The sequence below is a fragment of the Sulfobacillus sp. hq2 genome (genome assembly GCF_002903155.1).
Lineage (GTDB): Bacteria > Bacillota > Sulfobacillia > Sulfobacillales > Sulfobacillaceae > Sulfobacillus > Sulfobacillus thermotolerans.
Window position 1 is genome coordinate 70,992 of record NZ_NWUL01000045.1, and the last position, 21,230, is coordinate 92,221.

At 52.4% G+C, this 21,230-nt stretch carries 23 protein-coding genes; 5 read left to right on the forward strand and 18 right to left on the reverse strand.

Annotated elements, in window-relative coordinates:
- The first annotated feature begins 4 nt into the window (after nt 1–4).
- Nucleotides 5–1,204, forward strand: coding sequence for an Mrp/NBP35 family ATP-binding protein (locus tag CO251_RS12940; RefSeq protein ID WP_103376234.1), 1,200 nt, complete (start codon nt 5–7; stop codon nt 1,202–1,204).
- A gap of 37 nt (nt 1,205–1,241) precedes the next feature.
- Here CO251_RS12940 and CO251_RS12945 read toward each other — a convergent pair whose 3' ends face one another.
- The 5 genes from CO251_RS12945 to CO251_RS12965 form a co-directional block, all read right to left on the reverse strand.
- Nucleotides 1,242–1,583, reverse strand: coding sequence for a cupin domain-containing protein (locus CO251_RS12945; protein WP_103376235.1), 342 nt, complete (start codon nt 1,581–1,583; stop codon nt 1,242–1,244).
- Between the two features lie 44 nt (nt 1,584–1,627).
- Nucleotides 1,628–2,281 (reverse strand): class I SAM-dependent methyltransferase, encoded by a 654-nt coding sequence (locus CO251_RS12950; RefSeq protein ID WP_158246345.1) that lies wholly within the window; start codon nt 2,279–2,281, stop codon nt 1,628–1,630.
- A gap of 224 nt (nt 2,282–2,505) precedes the next feature.
- Nucleotides 2,506–3,678, reverse strand: a complete 1,173-nt coding sequence (locus CO251_RS12955; protein WP_103376237.1) for an NAD-dependent epimerase/dehydratase family protein — start codon at nt 3,676–3,678, stop codon at nt 2,506–2,508.
- 98 nt (nt 3,679–3,776) lie between these two features.
- Entirely contained in the window at nt 3,777–5,036 is a 1,260-nt protein-coding gene (locus CO251_RS12960; RefSeq protein ID WP_103376238.1) for an MBL fold metallo-hydrolase, read from the reverse strand.
- A 4-nt stretch (nt 5,037–5,040) separates the two neighbouring features.
- Nucleotides 5,041–5,736, reverse strand: a complete 696-nt coding sequence (locus CO251_RS12965) for an HAD family hydrolase (RefSeq protein WP_103376344.1) — start codon at nt 5,734–5,736, stop codon at nt 5,041–5,043.
- Between the two features lie 86 nt (nt 5,737–5,822).
- Here CO251_RS12965 and CO251_RS12970 point away from each other — a divergent pair, with 86 nt between their 5' ends.
- The 3 genes from CO251_RS12970 (at nt 5,823) to CO251_RS12980 (ending at nt 8,251) form a co-directional block, all read left to right on the forward strand.
- A complete protein-coding gene (locus CO251_RS12970) occupies nt 5,823–6,731 on the forward strand; it encodes a cation diffusion facilitator family transporter (protein ID WP_158246346.1) in 909 nt (302 codons plus the stop codon).
- Nucleotides 6,732–6,802: 71 nt separating this feature from the next.
- A complete protein-coding gene (gene mntR, locus CO251_RS12975) occupies nt 6,803–7,228 on the forward strand; it encodes a transcriptional regulator MntR (protein WP_103376240.1) in 426 nt (141 codons plus the stop codon).
- 48 nt (nt 7,229–7,276) lie between these two features.
- Nucleotides 7,277–8,251, forward strand: a complete 975-nt coding sequence (locus CO251_RS12980; protein ID WP_103376241.1) for a D-alanyl-D-alanine carboxypeptidase family protein — start codon at nt 7,277–7,279, stop codon at nt 8,249–8,251.
- On the opposite strand, the gene CO251_RS12985 is transcribed toward CO251_RS12980, so the two are convergent.
- From CO251_RS12985 to CO251_RS13045, 12 genes are all read right to left on the reverse strand, one after another.
- Nucleotides 8,219–9,439, reverse strand: coding sequence for a D-alanyl-D-alanine carboxypeptidase family protein (locus tag CO251_RS12985; RefSeq protein WP_103376242.1), 1,221 nt, complete (start codon nt 9,437–9,439; stop codon nt 8,219–8,221). The two genes, CO251_RS12980 and CO251_RS12985, sit on opposite strands and share 33 nt — an antisense overlap.
- Nucleotides 9,439–10,071, reverse strand: coding sequence for an alpha/beta hydrolase (locus tag CO251_RS12990; protein WP_103376243.1), 633 nt, complete (start codon nt 10,069–10,071; stop codon nt 9,439–9,441). Before CO251_RS12990 ends, CO251_RS12985 begins: the two co-directional genes overlap by 1 nt.
- A 32-nt stretch (nt 10,072–10,103) precedes the next feature.
- Entirely contained in the window at nt 10,104–10,571 is a 468-nt protein-coding gene (locus CO251_RS12995) for a DUF420 domain-containing protein (protein ID WP_103376244.1), read from the reverse strand.
- A gap of 461 nt (nt 10,572–11,032) precedes the next feature.
- Nucleotides 11,033–11,821, reverse strand: a complete 789-nt coding sequence (locus tag CO251_RS13000) for a protein-glutamate O-methyltransferase CheR (protein ID WP_103376245.1) — start codon at nt 11,819–11,821, stop codon at nt 11,033–11,035.
- Nucleotides 11,787–12,812 (reverse strand): chemotaxis protein CheB, encoded by a 1,026-nt coding sequence (locus tag CO251_RS13005; protein WP_103376246.1) that lies wholly within the window; start codon nt 12,810–12,812, stop codon nt 11,787–11,789. Before CO251_RS13005 ends, CO251_RS13000 begins: the two co-directional genes overlap by 35 nt.
- Nucleotides 12,813–12,829: 17 nt before the next feature.
- Nucleotides 12,830–13,195: a response regulator gene (locus CO251_RS13010; protein ID WP_103376247.1), complete on the reverse strand. Its 366-nt coding sequence runs from the start codon at nt 13,193–13,195 to the stop codon at nt 12,830–12,832.
- Nucleotide 13,196: 1 nt separating this feature from the next.
- Entirely contained in the window at nt 13,197–13,757 is a 561-nt protein-coding gene (locus CO251_RS13015; protein WP_103376248.1) for a chemotaxis protein CheC, read from the reverse strand.
- A 25-nt stretch (nt 13,758–13,782) separates the two neighbouring features.
- Complete coding sequence (locus tag CO251_RS13020; protein ID WP_103376249.1) at nt 13,783–14,790, reverse strand: phosphohydrolase; 1,008 nt, start codon at nt 14,788–14,790, stop codon at nt 13,783–13,785.
- A 46-nt stretch (nt 14,791–14,836) separates the two neighbouring features.
- Nucleotides 14,837–16,828 (reverse strand): methyl-accepting chemotaxis protein, encoded by a 1,992-nt coding sequence (locus CO251_RS13025; RefSeq protein WP_103376250.1) that lies wholly within the window; start codon nt 16,826–16,828, stop codon nt 14,837–14,839.
- Between the two features lie 595 nt (nt 16,829–17,423).
- Nucleotides 17,424–17,996, reverse strand: a complete 573-nt coding sequence (locus CO251_RS13030; protein ID WP_158246347.1) for an isoprenylcysteine carboxylmethyltransferase family protein — start codon at nt 17,994–17,996, stop codon at nt 17,424–17,426.
- A 415-nt stretch (nt 17,997–18,411) separates the two neighbouring features.
- Nucleotides 18,412–18,636, reverse strand: a complete 225-nt coding sequence (locus CO251_RS13040) for a DUF1540 domain-containing protein (RefSeq protein WP_158246348.1) — start codon at nt 18,634–18,636, stop codon at nt 18,412–18,414.
- A gap of 89 nt (nt 18,637–18,725) precedes the next feature.
- On the reverse strand, nt 18,726–19,154 hold the full coding sequence (locus CO251_RS13045) for a hypothetical protein (RefSeq protein ID WP_103376254.1): 429 nt from the start codon (nt 19,152–19,154) through the stop codon (nt 18,726–18,728).
- Between the two features lie 585 nt (nt 19,155–19,739).
- Here CO251_RS13045 and CO251_RS13050 point away from each other — a divergent pair.
- Nucleotides 19,740–20,456: a glycerophosphodiester phosphodiesterase family protein gene (locus CO251_RS13050; protein WP_103376255.1), complete on the forward strand. Its 717-nt coding sequence runs from the start codon at nt 19,740–19,742 to the stop codon at nt 20,454–20,456.
- Here the strand turns inward: CO251_RS13050 and CO251_RS13055 are convergent.
- On the reverse strand, nt 20,453–21,208 hold the full coding sequence (locus tag CO251_RS13055; protein WP_103376256.1) for a hypothetical protein: 756 nt from the start codon (nt 21,206–21,208) through the stop codon (nt 20,453–20,455). The genes CO251_RS13050 and CO251_RS13055 overlap by 4 nt on opposite strands.
- Nucleotides 21,209–21,230: the final 22 nt, after the last annotated feature.

Sequence of the window (21,230 nt, forward strand, 5' to 3'; positions counted from 1 at the left end):
ATATATGCTGGATCAAGCTCGTGTTTTAGAAGCTCTGGAAGAGGTCCAAGATCCAGAGTTGCGCCAGAGCATTGTCACGTTGAATATGGTCCGCACCATTGATATTAAGCCGAACGGTGTCGTGTCTTTAGACATTGCACTGACCGTCGACGGGTGCCCGCTGCATGAAAAAATTACTGCAGATGTCAAGCATTCTCTAGGACGTCTGCCGGAGGTGAAAGATATCTCTGTGACCCTATCCGTGATGAACGAACAAGAACGCCGCGTGGCCTTTCAAAAAGCATTTGAAGCCGCTCAACAAGCGCGTCAAGGAGAACCGGCACGTTCGGAAGGGGGGACGCGTATCAACGTCACCCCGCCCCCACCCAAATCTTCGGGCAAAGCTCCTCTCATTGGACCGTTGCCCGGCCAAGGTGCGGCATCGGGCATGATGTCCGATGCGGATAGCACCATCATTATTGGCGTGGCAAGTGGCAAAGGCGGCGTCGGAAAATCGACCGTGACCGCCAACTTGGCCGTGGCCCTGGCCCGCATGGGATCGCGGGTTGGCGTGATTGACATGGACATTTATGGCTTTAGCCAAGGCCGCATGTTTGGAGCAAAAGAAAAAGCCAAGGTGAACGAACAAGAAAAAATCATTCCGTGGTCCATGCACGGCGTGCATGTTGTTTCGATGGGAATGTTTGTGGAAGAGGGACAGGCCATCGTATGGCGTGGACCCATGTTAGGTAAAATGATGCAACAATTTTTCTCGGACGTCGCATGGCCTACTTTGGACTACTTGCTCATTGATCTTCCTCCAGGCACGGGGGATGTCGCGTTAGATATGGCGCAAAAAGTGCGCAAGGCCAAGCTTGTACTCGTTACAACGCCTCAACAAGTCGCAACCCAGGTTGCCCACCGGGCCGGCGACGTCGCACAAAAGGCGCATCAAGAAATTATCGGTGTGATTGAAAATATGTCATATGTTGTCTGCCCCCACGGAGAGCGCATGAATGTCTTTGGCGAAGGCGGCGGTCAGTCGCTAGCTGACCTGTTTCATGTCCCATTGCTGGGACAAATTCCCTTAGAGTCGACGGTGCGTGAGGGTGGAGACAAAGGGCGTCCCTTAGCGGCTAGTGAACCCACTTCGCCTGCAGGCGCGGTCTTTTTAAGCATCGCTGAACGGATTAAGCAAACGCTAAGTAATGAAGCCGCAGGTTAACCCTGCGGCTTCTTTTTTCACTTGACAACGGCGCCTTTTAAGGTGTGGACGTGCCCTCACGCCCATAGTTATCCTCCAAACGCACCACGTCATCAAGTTCTGGGGTGGACACTTCCATCACGTCCACATCTGTTACGGCTGTCAAGCGGTGTTTGGTCAACGGCACAATTTCTACGGCGTCGCCTGGATAAAGACGGCGCACTTCTTCGCCAATCAAAACATCGGCTTCTCCGGCGACCACGTACATACTCTCATGCTTCACCCGGTGATATTGTAAGCTTAAAGACTGGCCTTGATTGACATGAATAAGTTTGCCCACGTAGCGGTCCGTCACCGCCCACCATAACTCAAAACCCCAGGGTTTTTCAACGCGTTTCATCGATTTCCACCTTCCACGGTCCGGATACAGACCGTGTTAATAAGTCAGGGTTCAAGGGCCCGAACTGGTTTAGCGGATACACTATACAACATGGGTTTCTCAAACACATCCACCACGGAAAAGCCTGCTTGGCGCAAATGCCGCACCATTTTGGCTAGTGGTATATAATGAGGATCCGGCCAAAACTCCGTGATGACCAATAGTCCATCAGGCGTGAGAACCCGGCGTGCTTCTTCTAATGCTGTGACGCGCTGACTGGGTGCAACTTCCCCTAACATGGCGACCATGATAACTCGGTCCATGCTCTGGTCCGCCCATGGCATTTCAGTAGCACTCGCCGTCGCAAGACCCGTTCGTGATAAGACGCCTTCTGTGCTTAGACGATGCTCGGTGCGGCGCACGGCTTCACTTTGAATGTCGACCCCGTAAGCCTGCCCACCTTCTCCTACGCGGTGCGCAATTTCTGAGAGCACAACGCCTACGCCAATGCCCACTTCTAGAACCCGCAAACCACTCAAATCCCCCGCCAAGCGCAACGCATCACGAGGTCCAAAATAGGCAACCCGGACAGGATTGGTGAGGAAAAACTGTTCGAGTTTCATCGTCATGGGCCCCGGTCGCAATTTGCCATTAATGCGCACGGCAGCAAATCCAAGACCTAATGCCCCTAATATGCCTAGTCCCCACTTTCGCTTCACACGCATGCCTCCCCTGGCCAGTCCGCCATCGCTTCTCCCCACCGCTATTGTACAATTTTCCGCCAAAGGATGGGGATATTTCCCGCAGTGAATTGGTCTTTGTGTCCCTATTATACCCGCTGAATGCAAGGCCAGGAGTACGTTTCGCAGCCAGGAGAGAGCGCATTGAGGACATAAAACAACCGCTCTTACCCTAAAAAAGAGCAAAAGCGGTTGTACAAGACTTATTTTTCGTTGCTGTATAAGGGATTACGAGTCCGGCGCCAATTGACAGAAGTCCGGATCACATCCCAGTTAACACGCGACTGATATTTTTCGATGACGCCAAACATGGACTCGATCAAGGTGTCCGAAAGCAAATGCGGCACAAGACCCAGGTCCAACAAGTTGGTGTTGATGGCACGGTAATAATGGGTCAATTCCTCCGTACGGGGATCTTCAGACAACTCGACATGCGCTTCACCCGGATACGTCTTGGCTACGAGTTCGGCCAATTCCTTAATGGAAAACTCCTCGGTAAATTGGTTGAACACGCGGAACTCACCGGCTTGAGCAGGGTTCTCCGATGCAATTTCAATACACCGCACGGTATCGCGAATGTCCAAAATCCCTCGGCGCTGTTCTCCTAGACCATAGACCGTCAAGGGATGGCCTAGAACTGCTTCGATACAAAACCGGTTCAAGACGGTGCCAAAAATTCCGTCATAGTCAAACCGGGTTGCCAAGTCGGGGTGTAACACGGTTTCATCGGTTTGGACCCCGTACACAATGCCCTGGTTTAAGTCGGTAGCGCGAAGGCCAAAATTCTTGCACGCAAACAAAATGTTGTGGCTGTCATGCACCTTGGACAAATGATAGAACGATCCGGGTTGCTTAGGATAAGGCAGAATATCCTTACGCCCATTGTGTTCTATTTCCAAATATCCTTCTTCAATATCAATATTGGGTGTGCCATACTCCCCCATACTTCCCAATTTCACTAAGTGAATATTCGGGTTGAGTTCCGCAATGGCGTAAATCACATTAAGGGTCCCGACCACGTTATTGGTCTGGGTATAGACGGCATGCTCTTGGTCGATCATGGAATAAGGGGCCGAGCGCTGCTCTGCATAATGCACAATCGTGTCAGGCTTAAATTCCCCAACCATGCGGTGCACGAACCGGGCATCCGTCAAATCCCCAACATACAAATCCATGTGGAGGCCTGTGACATCTTTCCATGTTTTAATGCGCTGTTGTAATGAGGCAATCGGTACTAAACTCTCTGCGCCCAATTCGAAATCATATTGACGCCTGACAAAATTATCGGCCACTGCGACATCGTGGCCTTTTTTCGACAGATACATGGCGGTTGGCCAACCAAGATATCCATCTCCACCTAATACAAGTATTCTCACGAAGCAACCTCCCACATCGATGTACAAAACACACGAATTTCTGCCGTGAACATTATAATATGACAAGCTCTATTAGCCAAATGAAGATTTCCTGAATTTTATCCTTTTCCTCTAGACAAATCATACAATCGGTCTTTTTCCGGGAGCCACCGGACAGTTCCCGAAGGGGGGAGCATGCGATCGGGGTCTTTTGAGTGTAGAGGAAAAAGAATATCGGGTTGAATAACATCGAGGAGCGCCCGTATATCGTCTGGACTGGCATGTCCCCCCGTCCCAATCGCCCAAAAACTGGTGTGAACGGCCGCTAGCCAATCTTGTAGCAGAGTCCAATGCGGGTCAAACGTTCCTAAAGGTTCTCCATTGGCATGAATAAACGTGGCCGACGGTCCCATAGGTAAATCAAGCATCATAGGCCAATCTTGAGCCGTCAATTGGATTATGTAGCGTTCAGGATGTTTTTGTATGGGGTCCAAGTGGTCCGCGTCCCATGATTGGGCCGCCAGCCCCATGGCTTGAAAAAACTGGGTCATGCGTTCAGGCCATAAAAAAGTCCGCCCCATCTCCCGTGCCACTTGGATAAAAGCCGCCACCCGCTCAATATTGCGCGGGTAAACCGTCGCCAACACAAGTCCTGGCGTCTGGGCCAAAATTTTAGCAAAGGCCTGATCCACGTCTTCTTCGGTACGGGTCGCGTCCTGAAATCCAAAAGACAGTGTCGTGCCCTCCATAATGAGGGCACGAGCCCCGCGCACTTTATGCGCAAATTTCCACGTCTGTTCCGGATGGCGTCCATGAAGACGCAGGTCTCCACTAAAGGCTACCACGCCGTCCTCGGTCTCTACCGCATACCCCGATGCGCCGATGATATCGTGATCGACGGCATACCGGGTAACTTGAAAAGGTCCAAATGCTATGGGCTGTTCGGCTGCCATAGGCCGCAAAACGGGCCACTCCCCACCAGAATCTTCCCCGCTAATTTCTAGGGCGTGCATCAATTGCACGGTTTCCGGCGACGCCCAGATCGGAATAGCTGGGTCAATCGCCCCTGCTAGTCCAATGTGATCCAGATGCGCATGCGTAATAAATACCGCGGTATGGCCATCAGAGCCCCCTGGTAAGTTGTTGATGCTCCTTAATAACTCGGGTCGATAGAGATGAGGAATGTGCGGGGCCATCTGCGTTTTCAGGCGATCCGACAATTCATGCCCAGGCCTGGGCCTCACTGCTCCTCGAAATAGCCCCAAGCCCGGGCTGAAATCCAATCCAAAGTCTAAGAGAATCCGCCAGCCTTCTTGTTCGATAAGAATTTTACTCGAACCGATCACGCCGACGCCTCCATAAAACCGAATGGTTGCCACCGCTTCAATCCCCCTCGTAGTACTGACTTAGCCATTGCCTGGCTTTTGGTAAAATTTCTTCTAGGGTCGCTGCTTGAAACGTCGCAGGGCCAGGAAAAATGCGCCGCGGACTAATGTGTCCGGTCGTCCATCCCTCTTGAACGCCCGGAGCAATGTCATTGATATAATGATCGCCAATACTCAAAACCCGGGAAGGATCATACCTAGGTCCCATCACCTCGCGGACCGTTGCAACCAGCCCCGCAGGTTTGTTAGCTTCAGACCTTATCACGTCAAATGCGTGATCCAAATGCATCTGCTCCAATAGAGGCACCGCCGCTTCATAAGGGCTGTTGCTCGCCATAACTAAAGTTGCCCGGCCCCGCGCGTCTTGTAAAAATTCCGCCAGACCTTGCGGCACTTCTAGGGGGCATTCGCCACTTAACATATAACGCCGCGTGTCCATGAAAGCCTGTTGCCACTGTTCAGGCGTCAGGCGTTGCCCAAATGGTTCCATCAAACGCACCACCGCTTCCCAATTATCGGCGGCGGGTACCATATCGCTACCCGCTATGTGCGCTTGCACCCGGCGCAGGTAGTCGTTCGCCGTCTTGGGATCCAACCAGTCGGCCACCCGACGGGCATAATACAAATAGGGCTCGTCCCCTCGGTATAATGTACCGTCGAAATCAAAAATCATTAAAGGCTTGGCCACCATCATTCACTCCTTTGTTGAACGCGCGTCCGTGTCACACGAGCCATGAGACGCAGTATAATAGTATATCAATGGGAGACGAGGACGAACTAGTGCACCAACATTCATCACATCACGCCACGCACGCTGTCCGGCAATTAACATGGGCGCTCATTCTGACTCTAATCATCTTTATTGTTGAGTTTATTGGAGGACTCGAAAGCCATAGTGTTTCGGTGTTGTCCAATGCACTTCACTTACTAAGTGATAGCGGGGCAATGGCTCTCGCCTATTATGCCGCGAAGGTCCAGGCCCATCCACCTACCGCTCGGCTCAGCTATGGTTATCGCCGCAGTGGCATTTTGGCTGCACTCATTAACGGGCTAGCACTGGTCATCTTATCCACTCTCCTTATCGCCGCCGGCATTTACCGCCTCATTCGCCCCCAGACTGTACAGGCTCCGGTGATGGTCTGGCTGGGGCTTTTGGCATTGGTGTTCAATGCCGCCATCACTCTTTTGCTCATACGCCATGAGGAACACGACCTCAATGTGCGGTCAATGTTTTGGCATGCCGTAAGTGACGCTGCCGGGTCCTTCAGCGTTATGGTGTCCGGTCTGTTGATCCTGTGGACCCATTGGTCGGGTTTTGATCCCCTCTCCGGCATTATCATCGGGCTCGTTCTCTTTCGCGCCAGCGTCGCCATTACCCGTAAAAGCATTGCCATTCTCATGGAAGCCACCCCCCTTGGCATTGATCCGGCTGCGATTGAAGCCTCTTTGCGATTAATTCCCGGGGTCGATGATGTGCACCATATCCATGTCTGGGCATTGGAGTCGGGATATAATGTGCTTTCCGCCCACGTCCTCACAGGCAATATGTCTCTGCGCGAAGGGCAGCAATTACTCGCCACCCTCAAAACACGACTCACGACAGACTTTGCCATTCACCACGTCACCATCCAATTGGAAACCGACCATCATCCCCATCCGGATGACGACTGCATTCACCCTTCGTCCTAACTCAAAGAGCGTGCACGTTTTGCGCCATTCTCGCATACCATACACGAAAAGGGAAAAGAGGGTGAGGAACCGTGTCCACACCCAACCAAGAGGACTATTTGGAGGCGATATGGCGCCTGACACAAGAAAAGGGCTATGCCCGAGTGTCAGATATTGCAGAGCGCTTGCATATCTCCCAAGCCTCTGTGAGCAAAATGATTCGGAAGCTCAAAGAGGATGGGTGGCTTGACGTCGAACGCTACCGAGGTCTTGCCTTGACCGAGAAGGGGATGGCAGAGGGACGCCAATTGCTCGCCCGCCACCAAATCCTGGAACGATTTCTCCTCCATCTTGATATCCGAGAAAACGATGTAGTGGAACACGATGTGGAAGGGATCGAACATTATTTCAGCACCGAAACGCTCGAGCGCCTCACGGCACTTGTCGCGTTTATCGACAACAACCCCGAATGGTGGAACAAATTTCTCCAAAAAACCCCTCCTGCCCCCAAAGCCTGAGACTTTTGCTAATATAATACGCAACGACCCTTGCAGGAGGCAGACTGAATGATTTCCCAACCCCGCCGGAGAAAACCGGCTCCCGCTCCTTGGGCGGCCCTGGCGATTGTTTTTGCCCTGGTTGCGTCCGCCTGGCTCAACCGTGCGCTATCCTCACCCCACGCCCAGGTGGCCGTAGCTCGCCAACAGCGTTCTCATCGCAACATCCCTATTGTCTACAGTGTCGAACCGGTCAACACCCCGACCCCAACCTTGCCCTTCGCCATTGGCGAAACCTCAGGTGTGCTTTGGGACCTCAATACCCATCAATTGTTGTGGCAGCTCAATGCCCATACACCCGGGCCCATGGCTTCCACCACAAAACTCATGACGATTTACCTGGCATTAAAGGAATTGCCGCTCAATAAGACGCTAACAGTCACCCCCAATGCTGCCGCCACAAGCGGGTCTGATATTTATATGGCACCGGGCGAACATTACCGCGTCAAGCAACTCTTATATGGTCTCATGCTAGCGTCAGCCAATGACGCCGCGGTGGAGCTAGCGGAAGCGATGGGTGGAAGCACCGCGCATTTTGTGAAAGAAATGAATCAAGAAGCGGTAAAGCTCGGCATGCACGGCACGCATTATGCCGACCCCGACGGCCTTTCCCCCCAATCGGTAGGGACCGCTTGGGACCTCTCCATCATCGCTGAACAGGACTTGCGCAATCCTTTGTTCCGAAAAATCGTGGATACTAAAGAAGTCTCGCTCCCCCACAATCCCATTGTGCGCAATCTCAATGGTCTTCTTTTTATGGATCCAGAAGTGACCGGGGTGAAAACAGGCTGGACAACCGCCGCAGGCTTTAACCTCATTTTTACTGCCACCAAGATGATCGACGGCCACCGCGTGACCTTACTAGGGGTCATCTTGCACGCACAAGATGGATTCCCGCCCGAGGACGCCGATGCGATGAAAATTATTCAGTGGGGATTTCACCAAGTGCAGCTACAAATGACTCCACCACGGCATCCGGTATGATTGATCGGCCTGAATCGGCACCCACGCTGAGGGAGCCCACCCTTGCGCCACCACCCGGCCATATCCCACCGTTTGTCCTTTCGACCAATGGTCGCCCAGGTTCTTCCACCGAAATTGAAGATGCGCTTGTTCTCCCGTATCATAAGCCCCTAACGCCTGGGTCAGTGAAAAACTCTCGATCCTCTTCCCAAAGCTCGTAGTTACCAGCGCGGTTGCCACTGGGACCTTAGCAGGAAAAAGCGGAGTCCACGGCACATGAAATGCTGTATTCATCAACTGAGCCGTGTCCGCAAACATCGGATTGAACGAGGGTTCCCCTAACACAACGCCATAGATCGTCAACGGTTGGCCATGCAGCCGTTTAGTTGCTGCAAACACTAAACAGCTACCCGCCCAAGGTGTCCAGCCCGTTTTCACCCCAATAGTTCCCGGATACTGCCAGAGCATTTGATTTAAATTAGTCAGCTCACCAAACGGTGTACGCTGGGTCTTTGTTTTGACCAACTGCCGAAACGTTGCGTTTTTCATCGCCACCGTGGTGAGCTTGATTAAATCACGCGCCGTGGAATACCCCTCATGGCTCACCCCATCTGGATCCGTATAATGCGTCCGGTTCATCTGTAACAGCTTAGCTTCGCGGTTCATGGCCGCGACAAACTGCGTAGGATGGTTGTCCGTTTGTGCGCGTGCTAATGTCCATGCCGCGTCATCTGCCGATGGTAACATCAACGCCCACAGCAAATCATGCACCGTGACGACCATGCCCGTACGCAAGGGCACCTCGCTATCGTCTTTCAATAATCCCAAACGGTCATTAACCGTTTCCTGACGGTTAATGGTCACTCGCTTGTTGAGCGGCATGGCCGGATTCGTTAACGTAAGATATGCCGTCATAATCTTGGTCGTCGACGCAATGGGACGCTCAATGTTTTGCCCCTTAGCAAACAGCACAGGACCTTGCGCGGCCTTCATCTCACAACTTCCTGCTTGCGTCGACCATTTCTCGGGGTCTTTAGGAAGCCTGACATCCTCCCGAGCCCGTGGCGCGATGGATATCGGATGGACCTTCACCAGTTGGGGCAGCGTAAAGGCAAGAGCACCAACACCTAGAATCCCTGCGCTCCATGCCCAAAATCGAAAACGCGGCCGATACCTGCGCGGCCGCTGTTTGAGCCGAACCCTTGGCATTAGCCCCTTGCCCCTCCAGACAACGACTCAAGCCAGGCGCTTAAGTCCGCCATTTCCTCCGCACTGACTTCATGCGCCATCGGATACGCATGAAATTGCACGTGCGCCTTCGCTGCTTCTAATCGCTTATGTCCCACTTCACCCAGCGCATAGGGTAAGACGCCGTCATGCTCTCCATGTCCCCAAAAGACCTGCGCGGGGCCTTCGTGCAAGATCAAATGGTCGGGGACATAACCGCTCAAAACCACTACCCCTGCCAACAGCCCTTTTAACCGGCCAGAAAATCCCGCGGCCATGGCCATCACAGAGCCTTGCGAAAATCCTCCCAGCACAATGCGCGACCGGTCAACCCCAGGAAAACGCTCAGGAACCTGGCGCACCCATTGCTCGACAGCCTCCAAACTGGCAGCAAAATCTGCGGGTTCCGGCTCGCGCACGTTGGCCAAAGAATACCACTGATACCCAGGACCATAGGCATAAGGCGCTCTTAAACTGGCGAGTCCCCAAGATTTGGGCAATAAGGGCGCTAAGCCCATTAAGTCTTCTTCATCTGATCCCATTCCATGCAATAACACGAGAAGAGGATACGGTTCCTCATGGGGTACAACGTATTTGGCAATTAAGTCCTGCACAGATGAGACACGTCCTTTCTTTCAACCGCCATTTAGTGGCCAATAATAATCTGAATCAAGCTCTTTGTCGTCGGCCCGGGTGGAAAAATCACGAACAACAATAAGAACACCGCCAACCCGGTAATTGCAGCGATAAACCAGAACGTTGCTGTCCATGGCGCAATTTTACGATGTTTATTAAACCGCTCGCTTAACGCATACCGCAAAGTGATAACGCCCATTACGGCAGCAGCGGTGGCTAGGAGTATATGAATCAGAAGGAAAATCTGGTAGCTAGCGTTATACTTGGCAGGCCCGCCATAAAAGGTATCGCCGACTAAAAACGTACTCAATAGATAGCTGACAAAAAAAACGGCCCCTAATGTCGCGCCCGAAAGCATAAACTTGCGGTGCACTTCCACCTGCTTATGACGAATAAAATACCAGCCAATGGCCACTAACGTGGCACTCGCAATCATGACAATTTCGTTGAATAATCCCCACAGGCCTGATAGTCCCATCCGACGGCCTCCTCACCTATTCGAGCGACTTTGCCCGCCCTTTGCTGTCCTCTATTATGACACGGTATCCGTTCTCTGCGAAAGGCTTGTCCTGCAAACTCCCAAGTCCCCAATATTCCCTAATGGAACGGTATCAAGGATAGGAGGACTTGATACCGTCAGGTCCACGAACCCCTTTGTGACAATGTTCGGCCCTTGGGTCGGCGCGGCTGCACCGACAGGCTATACCTCGGCTAACGTCTCTTGCGTCATGCGTGCATGGCTATATGGGGTCCGTTCGGTATGGCGAACTCACCTCACGCTCTCCCCTCATCCCCGGTTCAGCTTAAAGCACACGCCCATACCAAGCGCACACTGAGCAAACCGCATGGCCAAGGCATGCGGCTTGCTCGGACTTTCTGGTATTCAATTAGTGGCAAACAAGAGCGCCCCTGGTCGCGCACGGTAGTATATTCGACTTCTTACATAGATTTTTGGAATAACGAAGGCGACACCGCTTGCAGTCCCATATCCCGGGCTTCCAATAACATTTCGGCGGCCCCGATAAAGAGGTATCCACCCGGCTTCAACGAATCCACTAACGTGGATAAAACCTGTTGCTTCGCCTCTTGGGAAAAATAAATTAACACGTGCCGACACAACACCAAATCAAATTGCTGAGGATAGGCATGGGCCTCTAGGAGGTCTTGCACGGCAAAATGAATGTCTTGCCGCGCACTTTCCTCTAGCGTCCACCGCCCGTTAGGATAAATTTTCACAAATGGTCGATACGGCTCTAATTGAGCGGTCCACGTTTCTTTGGGAAATGTTAGCGTCTGAGCCTCCTCGAGCACCGGACGGTCGGTATCGGTGGCCCAGATCTCACAACGGCGACCAGCCTTGCGTTGCATCAACCAGACAGTTGCGGGTTCTGCTCCCCAAGAACAGCCTGCAGACCATACGCGCGCTTGATGGCCCCACGCGGCTTGAGCCACGACTGCATCCAAACGGTCCCAGTACGACCTATCGCGAAAAAACTCACTGACATGCACCGTCACAAAATTCTTCATTCTCCGAGCCAAATCGGGTTGTGAGGCTAATGCAGCGGCTAATTGCGGCAACGAACTATATCCCTCACGCAGTAAAAAGCCTTGCAGGCGGCGTTCCACTTGTGGACGCTTGTAACTGTGCAAGTCCCATACTAAATCGGGGTGAGTCGCCACGGTCTTGAGAAATTCATGCCATTCCTGATCTAAAAATGCCGTGGTCATTATGCATCACCTCATTTATCCACCGTCCGATGTCATCTAGCGTCCCCATCATAGTGGCTGCGCCTCGGTTCAACACCGCTTGCGGCATTCCCCAAACCACCGCGGTTTGTGGATCTTGTACCAAAACTGTTCCGCCCACTTGGCGACACGAGACGGCTGATTGCGCCCCGTCTTCTCCCATACCGGTCAAAATGGCCATACATAATCCCGCCCCAAAGGTATGAACCCCATCAGCCCCACTGACATCGATCGCCGGCATGACGCCATGGACCCGAGCCCCTGGTTCGCTCCATACCCCCGAAGAATCCATCCGCAAGTGATAACCTCCGCGCGCTAACACCACAAGCCCCGAATGCCACGGCAGTTTCTCGGGCCCAAGAGGGGATTCATAGACGGGATGCCCCAATATTTTGCCCAAGCGTTGGGCTAAGGAGGGGGTAAACGTCGAGGGCATATGCTGGACAATGATGATGGGCACTCGAATGGGCGCTTCAATATGTGTCAACACCCGAGCTAAGGCAGCAGGCCCGCCCGTGGATGCCCCAATGAGTATGGCTTGAACGCCATTTAATGTTCGTTCTCTTAAAGAGGGGTGTGCCACCGGTGGATAAGGCGCCCGACACGCCTCATACTTCGCAAGAATTTGATCCATCACCTCGTCGAGCGGCGCGTCGGGTGCCGGTTTGCCGACAAAATCACTGGCGCCGGCTTCCAAAGCAGGCCAGGTTTTGTCGGCTCCTCCATGGGTTTGGCTCGACACCATGATAATCGGGCCTTGCCAAATAGCGCGAATGGCTTTCACCGTTTCAATGCCGTCCATCCCTGGCATAATGACATCTAGTGTCACTAAATCTGGGGCATCTTGGGCAATCGCTTCTATGGCAGCGGATCCATCCCCCACAGCCCGTGTCTCCCATCCCAAGCGCCGAAAGCGATCTTTAAGAACAAAGCGCGCATAGGCCGAATCATCAACAATTAAAACTCCGGGCATAATGACTCCTTCAAGCTCTATGACTTTTGTATAGACAGCACCTTGTTCAACGCACTTAGCACGCGGTCCGGTTCGTACGGCTTCACAATAAAATCCTTCGCCCCGTGTTGAATGGCCTGAATCACCATCGCCTGTTGGCCAAGCGCGGAAACCATAATCACCCGAGCATCCGGATCCAAACGACGAATTTCCTGCAACGCATCAATGCCGCTCATCTCCGGCATCGTGATATCCATCAATACGCAGTCCGGCTTCAGCGCTTGGTACTGCGCCACAGCCTCTTTGCCGTCACTGGCCTCCTCAACCGCAAACCCCTGTTCGGCTAATAGCTTTTTGAGACGCATCCGCATAAACGCGGCGTCATCAACTACCAATATCGTCATCTTATTCGTCTCCCTTCTTGACCGGGGCGATGAGGATTTCGCCAGTCAGCGTCTCACCCGTCACACGAAAGAGCGCTTCCGTCACTAAAACCTTTTGATGCACAGCGAACATCGGAAAGACACTGCTCCCTTGGCCTTGACTCACTTCGGGCACTGTCGGTTCAAACACTTGACCAAATACATTAGCAAACACATTGAGAAAAGCTGTTCCCACGACATTACCGATTTCGGCTAACGCTGACAATGAGACCTCGTCTAAAGGCAGACCAACCTCTTCCCCCATCATCGTTGAAACCAAGCGACGGCTGTTCTCGGGGGTAAACAACAAAATGATGCGAGCAGAAATTAATCCCGTCGCCTTCAAATTGACAGCATAGAGTTCTGAGGCAGGACGCGCGTCATATTTGTCGAGCAACTCTTTCCATTCAACCTCGTTCACCGCCTTGTCTTCCATCGTAAACGATAATCCCGTCATCCGACTGAGCGCGCGACTTGCTTCTTCCAGACCCGGTCCGCAAATTTTACCCCAAATGCTCATGACTTGTTCGACATTGGCTTCCATAGTGATTGTCCGTCCCCCTTCTCTGTTAAGACCAGAGCCTTTTCTGATAGACACCGGAGATCACACGTGTCTGCTGATCAGGTTGGCGCAGATCAATTTTCTGTCCCTGTTGATCGCCATTGAGCATCAAAATCAATGGGCGATTGGGCCACTCCGCCGGGACGTGATACACCACTGCCACTTCCCGTCCTAACGAGACGACCTGACCCGTCGCATAGGGTGCGACAACGCGGCCGAGTTTGCGTACAGCCTCTAGAGAAAAATCCGTGCCACCGCCGCCCATGACCCACTCCAGGGCCTCGTGCGCGGGCAACGCCTGCCCATCCGTCTGAAACACCAGCATCAGAAATGCGGAAGCCAATCCCAATAACGCTCCGCCGCGGTAAATTTCTTCCCCTTTTAATGGCGGTGTGCCGGAGCCGTCATAGCGGCACTGGTAGTGAAGAAGCGTTGTAACAACGGGTGCCGGCACCCGTAGCTGCCGTAGCGTCTGAACCAAGTCCGCCAGTTCTGCAGGCGCAAGATCCCGGACCTGCCCATTGTCTAAGCCCGGATGATGATACCCATACAAGAGTGCAGCCAGTCCATAAGCTTCCGACCACTCCGGCGCCAGTTGATCGGCTAAGCGCATGACCAGCCCAACTAAATTGGCGTAAAAGCTTAAGTACACACTACCGGCTTGATACACCGATAACATTTCAAAAGCGCGAGCATGCGCAAGAAGTTGTTCATCGCGCATCGTGCGGACCAACGCTTGTCCCTCATGCAGCCGTGCACTATCCAAGCCTCCTGGCTTCTTAGCCCATGCGGCCATCTTGTCAATCAATGCGGACGACACAATCGGTGTGGTATCAATCTCCTCAAATCCCGGCCACTCAATGGGCAACGCGGGAATTCCCCAGCGCTCCACGGCCTTAATCATATCGGCATTGAGCGCTACCCCTTGTCGCAATAGCACGCGACCGTCGGCATTGCGCAACGTATCCGCGATCACATCCCCAGGCTCTAACTGATTAATGGGCAATAAGCGCATATCCGTATCTCCTTTACTGAGTCACATTCCAGCGGACCCCCGTCGCCTATAACTGATATCGGGAGACCATTGCGTCGAGCCGGGCTGCCACCTGGGCTAACTCCCGCGACTTGGCCGACAACCCGGAAGCCGACTCCGCGACGCCTTGACTGGTACTGGCCACTTCTTCGGTTGCAGCCGCCGTCTCCTCGGAAATCGCCGCGAGGCCTTGAATAGTATCCGTCACATCAGCCGACGCTACGGCCATTTCGTGCGCGGTAGCAGCATTGCCTTGAGCGATGCGCGAAATCTTTTTAATCCCTTCATCCACCCCAGCACTTTGCACCGTAAAGCCATTGACGGTCTCGGCTAACGTGCCAATCTCATTAGCCACTTCTGATACGGCTTGTTCCATCATCTCTAAGGCGCTCCGCGTCTGTTCACCCAAGGATTGCCCGTGTTGGACTTCTTGTTGCCCCTTTTCCATGGACTGGACCGAGTGCTGGACGGTTTCTTGAATCGTTCGAATGAGCTCACTCACATTCTCGGCCTCTTTCGCCGATTGCTCTGCCAATTTGCGTACCTCATCGGCGACCACCGCAAAGCCCCGACCATGTTCTCCAGCACGCGCCGCTTCAATATTGGCATTGAGCGCCAGCATATTGGTTTGGGAAGCAATTTCAGAAATCGTACTCGCAATGGCTCCGATCCGTTCCGAATGTTGCCCGAGGAGGCCAATCGATTCAGCCGTGGCCTTGGTCACATCGGCAATACGCCCCATGGCCGACAAGGTGGCTTCGACCTGTTGTCGTCCTTCAACCGCGCTGCGCCGTGACGCTTGAGCCAAGGACTCCATACGCTTCGCGGCCGACTCTACAGACCCTTGGGCCGATTTCATTTGGTCTAATGCCTGCTCCCCATTTTGTACTTGGAGTTCTTGATCTTGGGTGCCCGAGGCGACCTGCTCCACAGCCGCTTTCAGTTGCTGCATGGACGCCGCGATTTGCTGCAAGCCTTGAGATGATTCGCCAGTTGCTTGAGCTGTTTGGGCAATCGCGAGAGAAATTTGCTGCGTCGCATCGGTCGTCTGGGTTGCCAAGTTGCTGAGTTCGGCCACACTCCCGTGAACTTGATGCCCCATTTCCTGCATGGCTTGAATCATCTCGCGAAGGCCTTTATGCATGGCGACAAGCGCCTTGCCCAACACATCCTTCTCACCTTTGGCCACAGGCGCTTGGGTCAAATCTCCTCGTCCCACTGCATCGGCCGTTGCTCCTGCTTCAGTGAGGTATTCAGTCATTGCTCGAAATGACTGCGCCAATGCGCCTAATTCATCACGACTTTTATAAGTGGCTGTTTCCTCTACATTCCCAACGGATAAATTCCGGGCAATATGTTCCAAATGCCGTGTCGGTTTGACCATATAACGCTGGACCGCTCCCAAGGCCAGCAACAAAAGAATCAACATCGCTCCCAAAGCTGTCCAAGCAAAAGCAATATCACTTTCTTGTTCATGAATAATACGGGTTAAGGTTGTCGCCGATTGTGCCTGACTAATAGCATTTAACTGCTGAAGTAAAGGCATAATCGCGTTGGAGGGCTGAGCATTGCCCACGGTTTGCATGGTAATGGCTTGTGACACCCTATGCGCTAAGACATCCTGGTGCACAATGGTCGCATCGTGGCGGTAAGCTTGAATTTGTGTGTGCAATTCTCCCAAAATCTTTGCGGCCTGCTTTTGGCTGGTGTTGGCATTGGCCCGATTGAAATCCGTGGAAAATTGATGCGAAAACCCTAACGCTTGGGCATAGGTTACTTGGGCCAAATTCCCCTGGTGGGGCAAATCCGCCACGAGCACATACATGTTCATTTGGTCATCGAATCCATAAAATGCCGTTTCCATGTTATGGACGGCATTGTTGAAGATACTGTCCCGTTGAAAAACCGTCTGAATTTCATGCAGGGTCTTTTCTGAGCGTGAAATGGACAGATAACTTTGGGTAACAGTGACCGCCATGAGCACTCCAGCTAAAATGCTAGCTTTCCCGGTTAACTTCATAACGCCCGAGTCCTTTCTTGTTAAGCGCTTGCCGATTCCCTTCGACAATTTCTTACACCAAGCGATTTTCGACAAGAAGCCATAAAACCCTTTTTTCAGTCAGGAGAAATTTAGGCTACGCGCCAATTTTTGTCGTTTTCAGGTGCCAGTCGCTCCATACAGAACAAAGCGCCCAAGAATGGCCCGGAAGTGACGTTCATTTAAGAACGCCGCGCTGCCTTTAGGGATTATGACCATGTGCCGCGTACTGTCTGTACCCCGTGCGGCTCTTAACTCTAGCACCACTGCTCAAGCCAGGCGCAAAGCGTCTTCGCTGATAATGCCGACTGCACAGGCAGATCGTATAAGATCGAGCACGAATCAGAGCCTTAGAGCGCCAATACGATAAAGCGACACCGTCGATGAGTGTTGCCATGGTAGCAAGAGGAATCGTTAACACATCGCGACCGGTCAAGTGAGCGTCGTCTGCACAATAAGAAAAGCCCTGTGTTATAGCGCAGGGCAAATAATCAGACAATCCTCAGCCCAGTATGCCTTACTGCTACACGGATGCATCCCAGTAGCAGCAACATCGCCACACCGCAAGGCGACTAGCCTACCATATCCATGGAAACATATGGTACGTATGCTGGCGATAGTGCGAATAAGACGAACCCATGTGACTCACAAGAGCCTGTTCCTCGATGAGAATCCGCCGACGATAGATCGCGAAGAGGCCCACCGCGATAATGATGGTCCCCACCCACGTATCTAACCCTAAACCTAAGCCCACGGCAATCAACCATCCGCCGGTGTAAGCTGGGTGGCGAATCTTTCGATACCATCCGGAGTGAATGACGGTTTGCCCGGGCGCAATTTGCACCGTGGAGGAAAAGTAGCGCCCCAATTGCGTAATCGCAAGGTACCGCATTGTGATGCCAAGGGCCATCACTGCATTTCCCACAAAGGGCACCCACGTCGGCATCAGCCCAATCCCGTTCATGGCTAAGAAAAATGCGATGAGAATTAACACATACATTCCACCGAAAATGAACCATACAGATCCTTGGTCCGCCTTTGTGGTAGCGGGAAATTGTTTTCGTAGGGACCGAGCCCGCAAATTCACAATAATTTCCATGATAATCCAGACCAACCACAAGGTCCAAAAAAGGATGGAGTGAAGATTCATAAATCCCTCCGTTCGCCCAGGGTATGTTTCCTCGTCACTATCGGTGGCCCTTCGCCTCATGCGACGTCCTCTCTACCATTTTGGTCTCAGTAAGATGTCCAACGCAATCAGTTGGCCCAATAATGTTATCGCCCATATGGCATCGACCTTCCACGACAGGCCTGCACTAGGAAGACAAATCGAATCGAGGTGCTCGAATGGGTCTTTCTTCTGTGGTAAAGAGGACATGGCGAAGACCGACCGGAAAGCGGAGGAGAAACGCATCGAGTCTAAAGATTTAGGGGCCAACAACATAGTCCCTCAGAATGTTGCAGCCGCTCGAAAGTGACCTCTCAATACCTATCGCGTAAGCTGAATGTATCGGTTGTACCTCAAGAACACATCAATACAGCCCGGGAATCCCGGGCTGTGAGATTTATTTGGCTTTAAAGGTATGACAAGCCGTACTCGCCATATTCTGGGCCGGCGTATCACCCATTGACGCTGCTAAGTGTCCGTGGTTTTCCGATCCGAATGCCATGCGCGCCCCATCATCAGCCGCTGTATCAGCCGTGATCAGGATGCTGTCGGCCGAACACGTGTCATTTTTTGCCCAAAAATAGCAGTTGTTGACCGTACAACGTACATCAACGGATGCCATCGACTCGCCCCCTTCTTGGAGAACCAGTTCACTGTGATGTCTGGTCTCAATGCTTAAGGTCCCCCGGGGCATAACACGGTATGCAAGCATTAAAGGTTTGGGTTGGACGTTTGCTGCAAATCTAAAAACCGTTCTTGAAGGTCGGGGTAGGCACTTAACAAATCGGCACTTTGTTCGGCTAATTGTTGCCCCTGCTCAGAATCCGCCGTGCAAGCCATTTGCACCGCTTGTTCCAGAACATGGATAAGCCCCATCATGCGTTCATGATTTTCGGCTCGCTCCATGGTCCATGCATGGCTTCGCAACAAAAGTACGGGGCGATGGTCGTTCAACCCGGTGAAATATTCACCCGCTACATCTTGAAATCGATCCGCCACTTCATCCGCAATTTGGTCGCATTTCAAGGCGATTAATGCCACATCACCTGACGAACCGGATTCCACATATTGCCGTATGTCATCTAGGGCCTCTGGTGTCACGGCATCGAGATCCCACCACTTGGCGCTTTGTCTTCGCAACTGCCGTTCCCCCTTACTGGCGTTCTTTCATGCCCAGTCAACCCATGTCCATATTTATATAGATGAGAAGACGTCACATCGCCGAGCAATTGTTGCTCAGTTTGTACACGATCATTGATACTATAGCAAACTTCTAGGGAATTGTCGGGATAATGAAAATCATCATCATTTGGCCATACTAATTAGAGTCGGTGATTCCCCGCCCGAGCTGATATGATAGAGGAAGAATCCGTGCTTCAGGGCCAAACGTAACGGAAAGGATGGAGGAAACGTGTCCATAGGATATTGGCTGCTCTTAATTGTCATTATTGTTCCTGCCTCTTGGCTCGTCGCCGGTCTTATTCTTTGGGTGTTGTTTGGCGGCCGTTCTGACCCTCCCCAGTTATTTTAAGCCAGGCCCTTCTTCACGTGCGACCTACTCTTCTCGTACCTCCATTGATCCATAGGTCATGCCGTTTGTGTATAAATCTATCTCCTTTGGTAAGAACGCCGAAGTGAATTTCTCCACACCTCAGAATAACGGCATGTCACAAAACAATAATTTGCTATGATGGCTCTATACGCCTTTGGAGAGGACGTGCCGGTATGTTTCAATATCCCTCATCATCCCGTCCGTTTGTGTGGGCTCACCGCGGGTCGCACACACGATTTCCCGAGAATTCGCTCGCGGCTTTTCGTCAAGCCATTTTGGAGCAAGCTGATGGTATCGAATGCGATTTACATCTGAGCCGCGATCACGAAGTCGTCATCATTCATGATGGCACACTCACTCGCACGACGAATGCCCAGGGGCGTGTCAATGAGCGGCGATGGGAAGAATTACAAGACGTGGAACTCAAAGGCCCAGGCCATGAGCACCTTTGCCGCCTTGAAGACCTATTGGGTCTTAAATCCCCCATCGCCCTTAATCTCGAACTAAAAGACCGGTCACTGACCTTGGTCGATGCGGTGTTGGACAAAATTCACCGATTCGGAGCGTCGCACCGGGTATTACTTTCGTCGTTTCACCACGCTTCACTCCGGTATGCCTTTGAAAAGGATCCTGAAGTCGCACGCGCTGCCCTCTATTGCGGCCAACTGCTTGATCCCGTGGCCGTTGCTCGCACGATTCCTTGCAATATATTGCATATGGACTGGGAATCCACCCATAGCGAAGACCTCGGTACGCTCAAAACGTGCCACATCCAAACAGGCGTATACGGTCTTTGCGACTCTCAAGATTATGAACACGCCAAGCGTGATGGCGTAAACGCCGTGTTTTTGGATAACCCTTTATGGGCCCTCCCGGAAGCATTCCCTTAAAGAGGTTGTTTCTTGGGCCGCAACCGCGTAATAAATACGGCGCCAAATAGTGCGAGCCCTTCCGCACTCCAAATCCATAGCCCCGGTACCGGAACGCCGAGCAGTGACAACGACACCATAAAGAGAACAATGCTGCCTCCTGCGGCCAGAAAATTTCGGGCCAATGGCGTGTCTAGTCCGCCCCATTTCCACTGCAAAAGACTACCGGCCAAGGTGAGCAGAAAGCCAACCCCTACGGAAAGAGTCACCATCGCAAATAACAACGGATTAAACTGAAAGTGTAGCGGTAAAAGCCGGTGGCTTTCTAACCCGTAGATAATCATCACGGAGATCAAAATCGCCACCATTTGTGGAGGCTTATACAGACCGCGCACTTTATGCGGCAAACTTGTCGGCCACATATTGGCGGCTGTCCCCAACAAGATTAAGGCAGTAAAGATACCTTGGTAGGGCAATTCAATGGCCTGAAGAGGCCCCATCAGCAATGTGGCCAGCCATGCCGTGGGTAAGATAATGAGGTAGACGCGAGCAATCATAAACGTCATGCCGCGCCAATGGGTAGCAGTGTGTGGCAACAAAGACGCGGTCGTGACCACTCCGGCTCCGCTAAAGGCCAATAGACCCACAAGCACCGCCACGTTCCAATGGTCCAAGCGACCTGAAACCACCATAGACAAAAAGTAGCCGTCGACCAACGGCAAAATCAACAACCGCAAAAGGTCACGCGGGGTTTTGTTCGATGGTAAAGCCATATCCATCCCTCATTCAAATCTA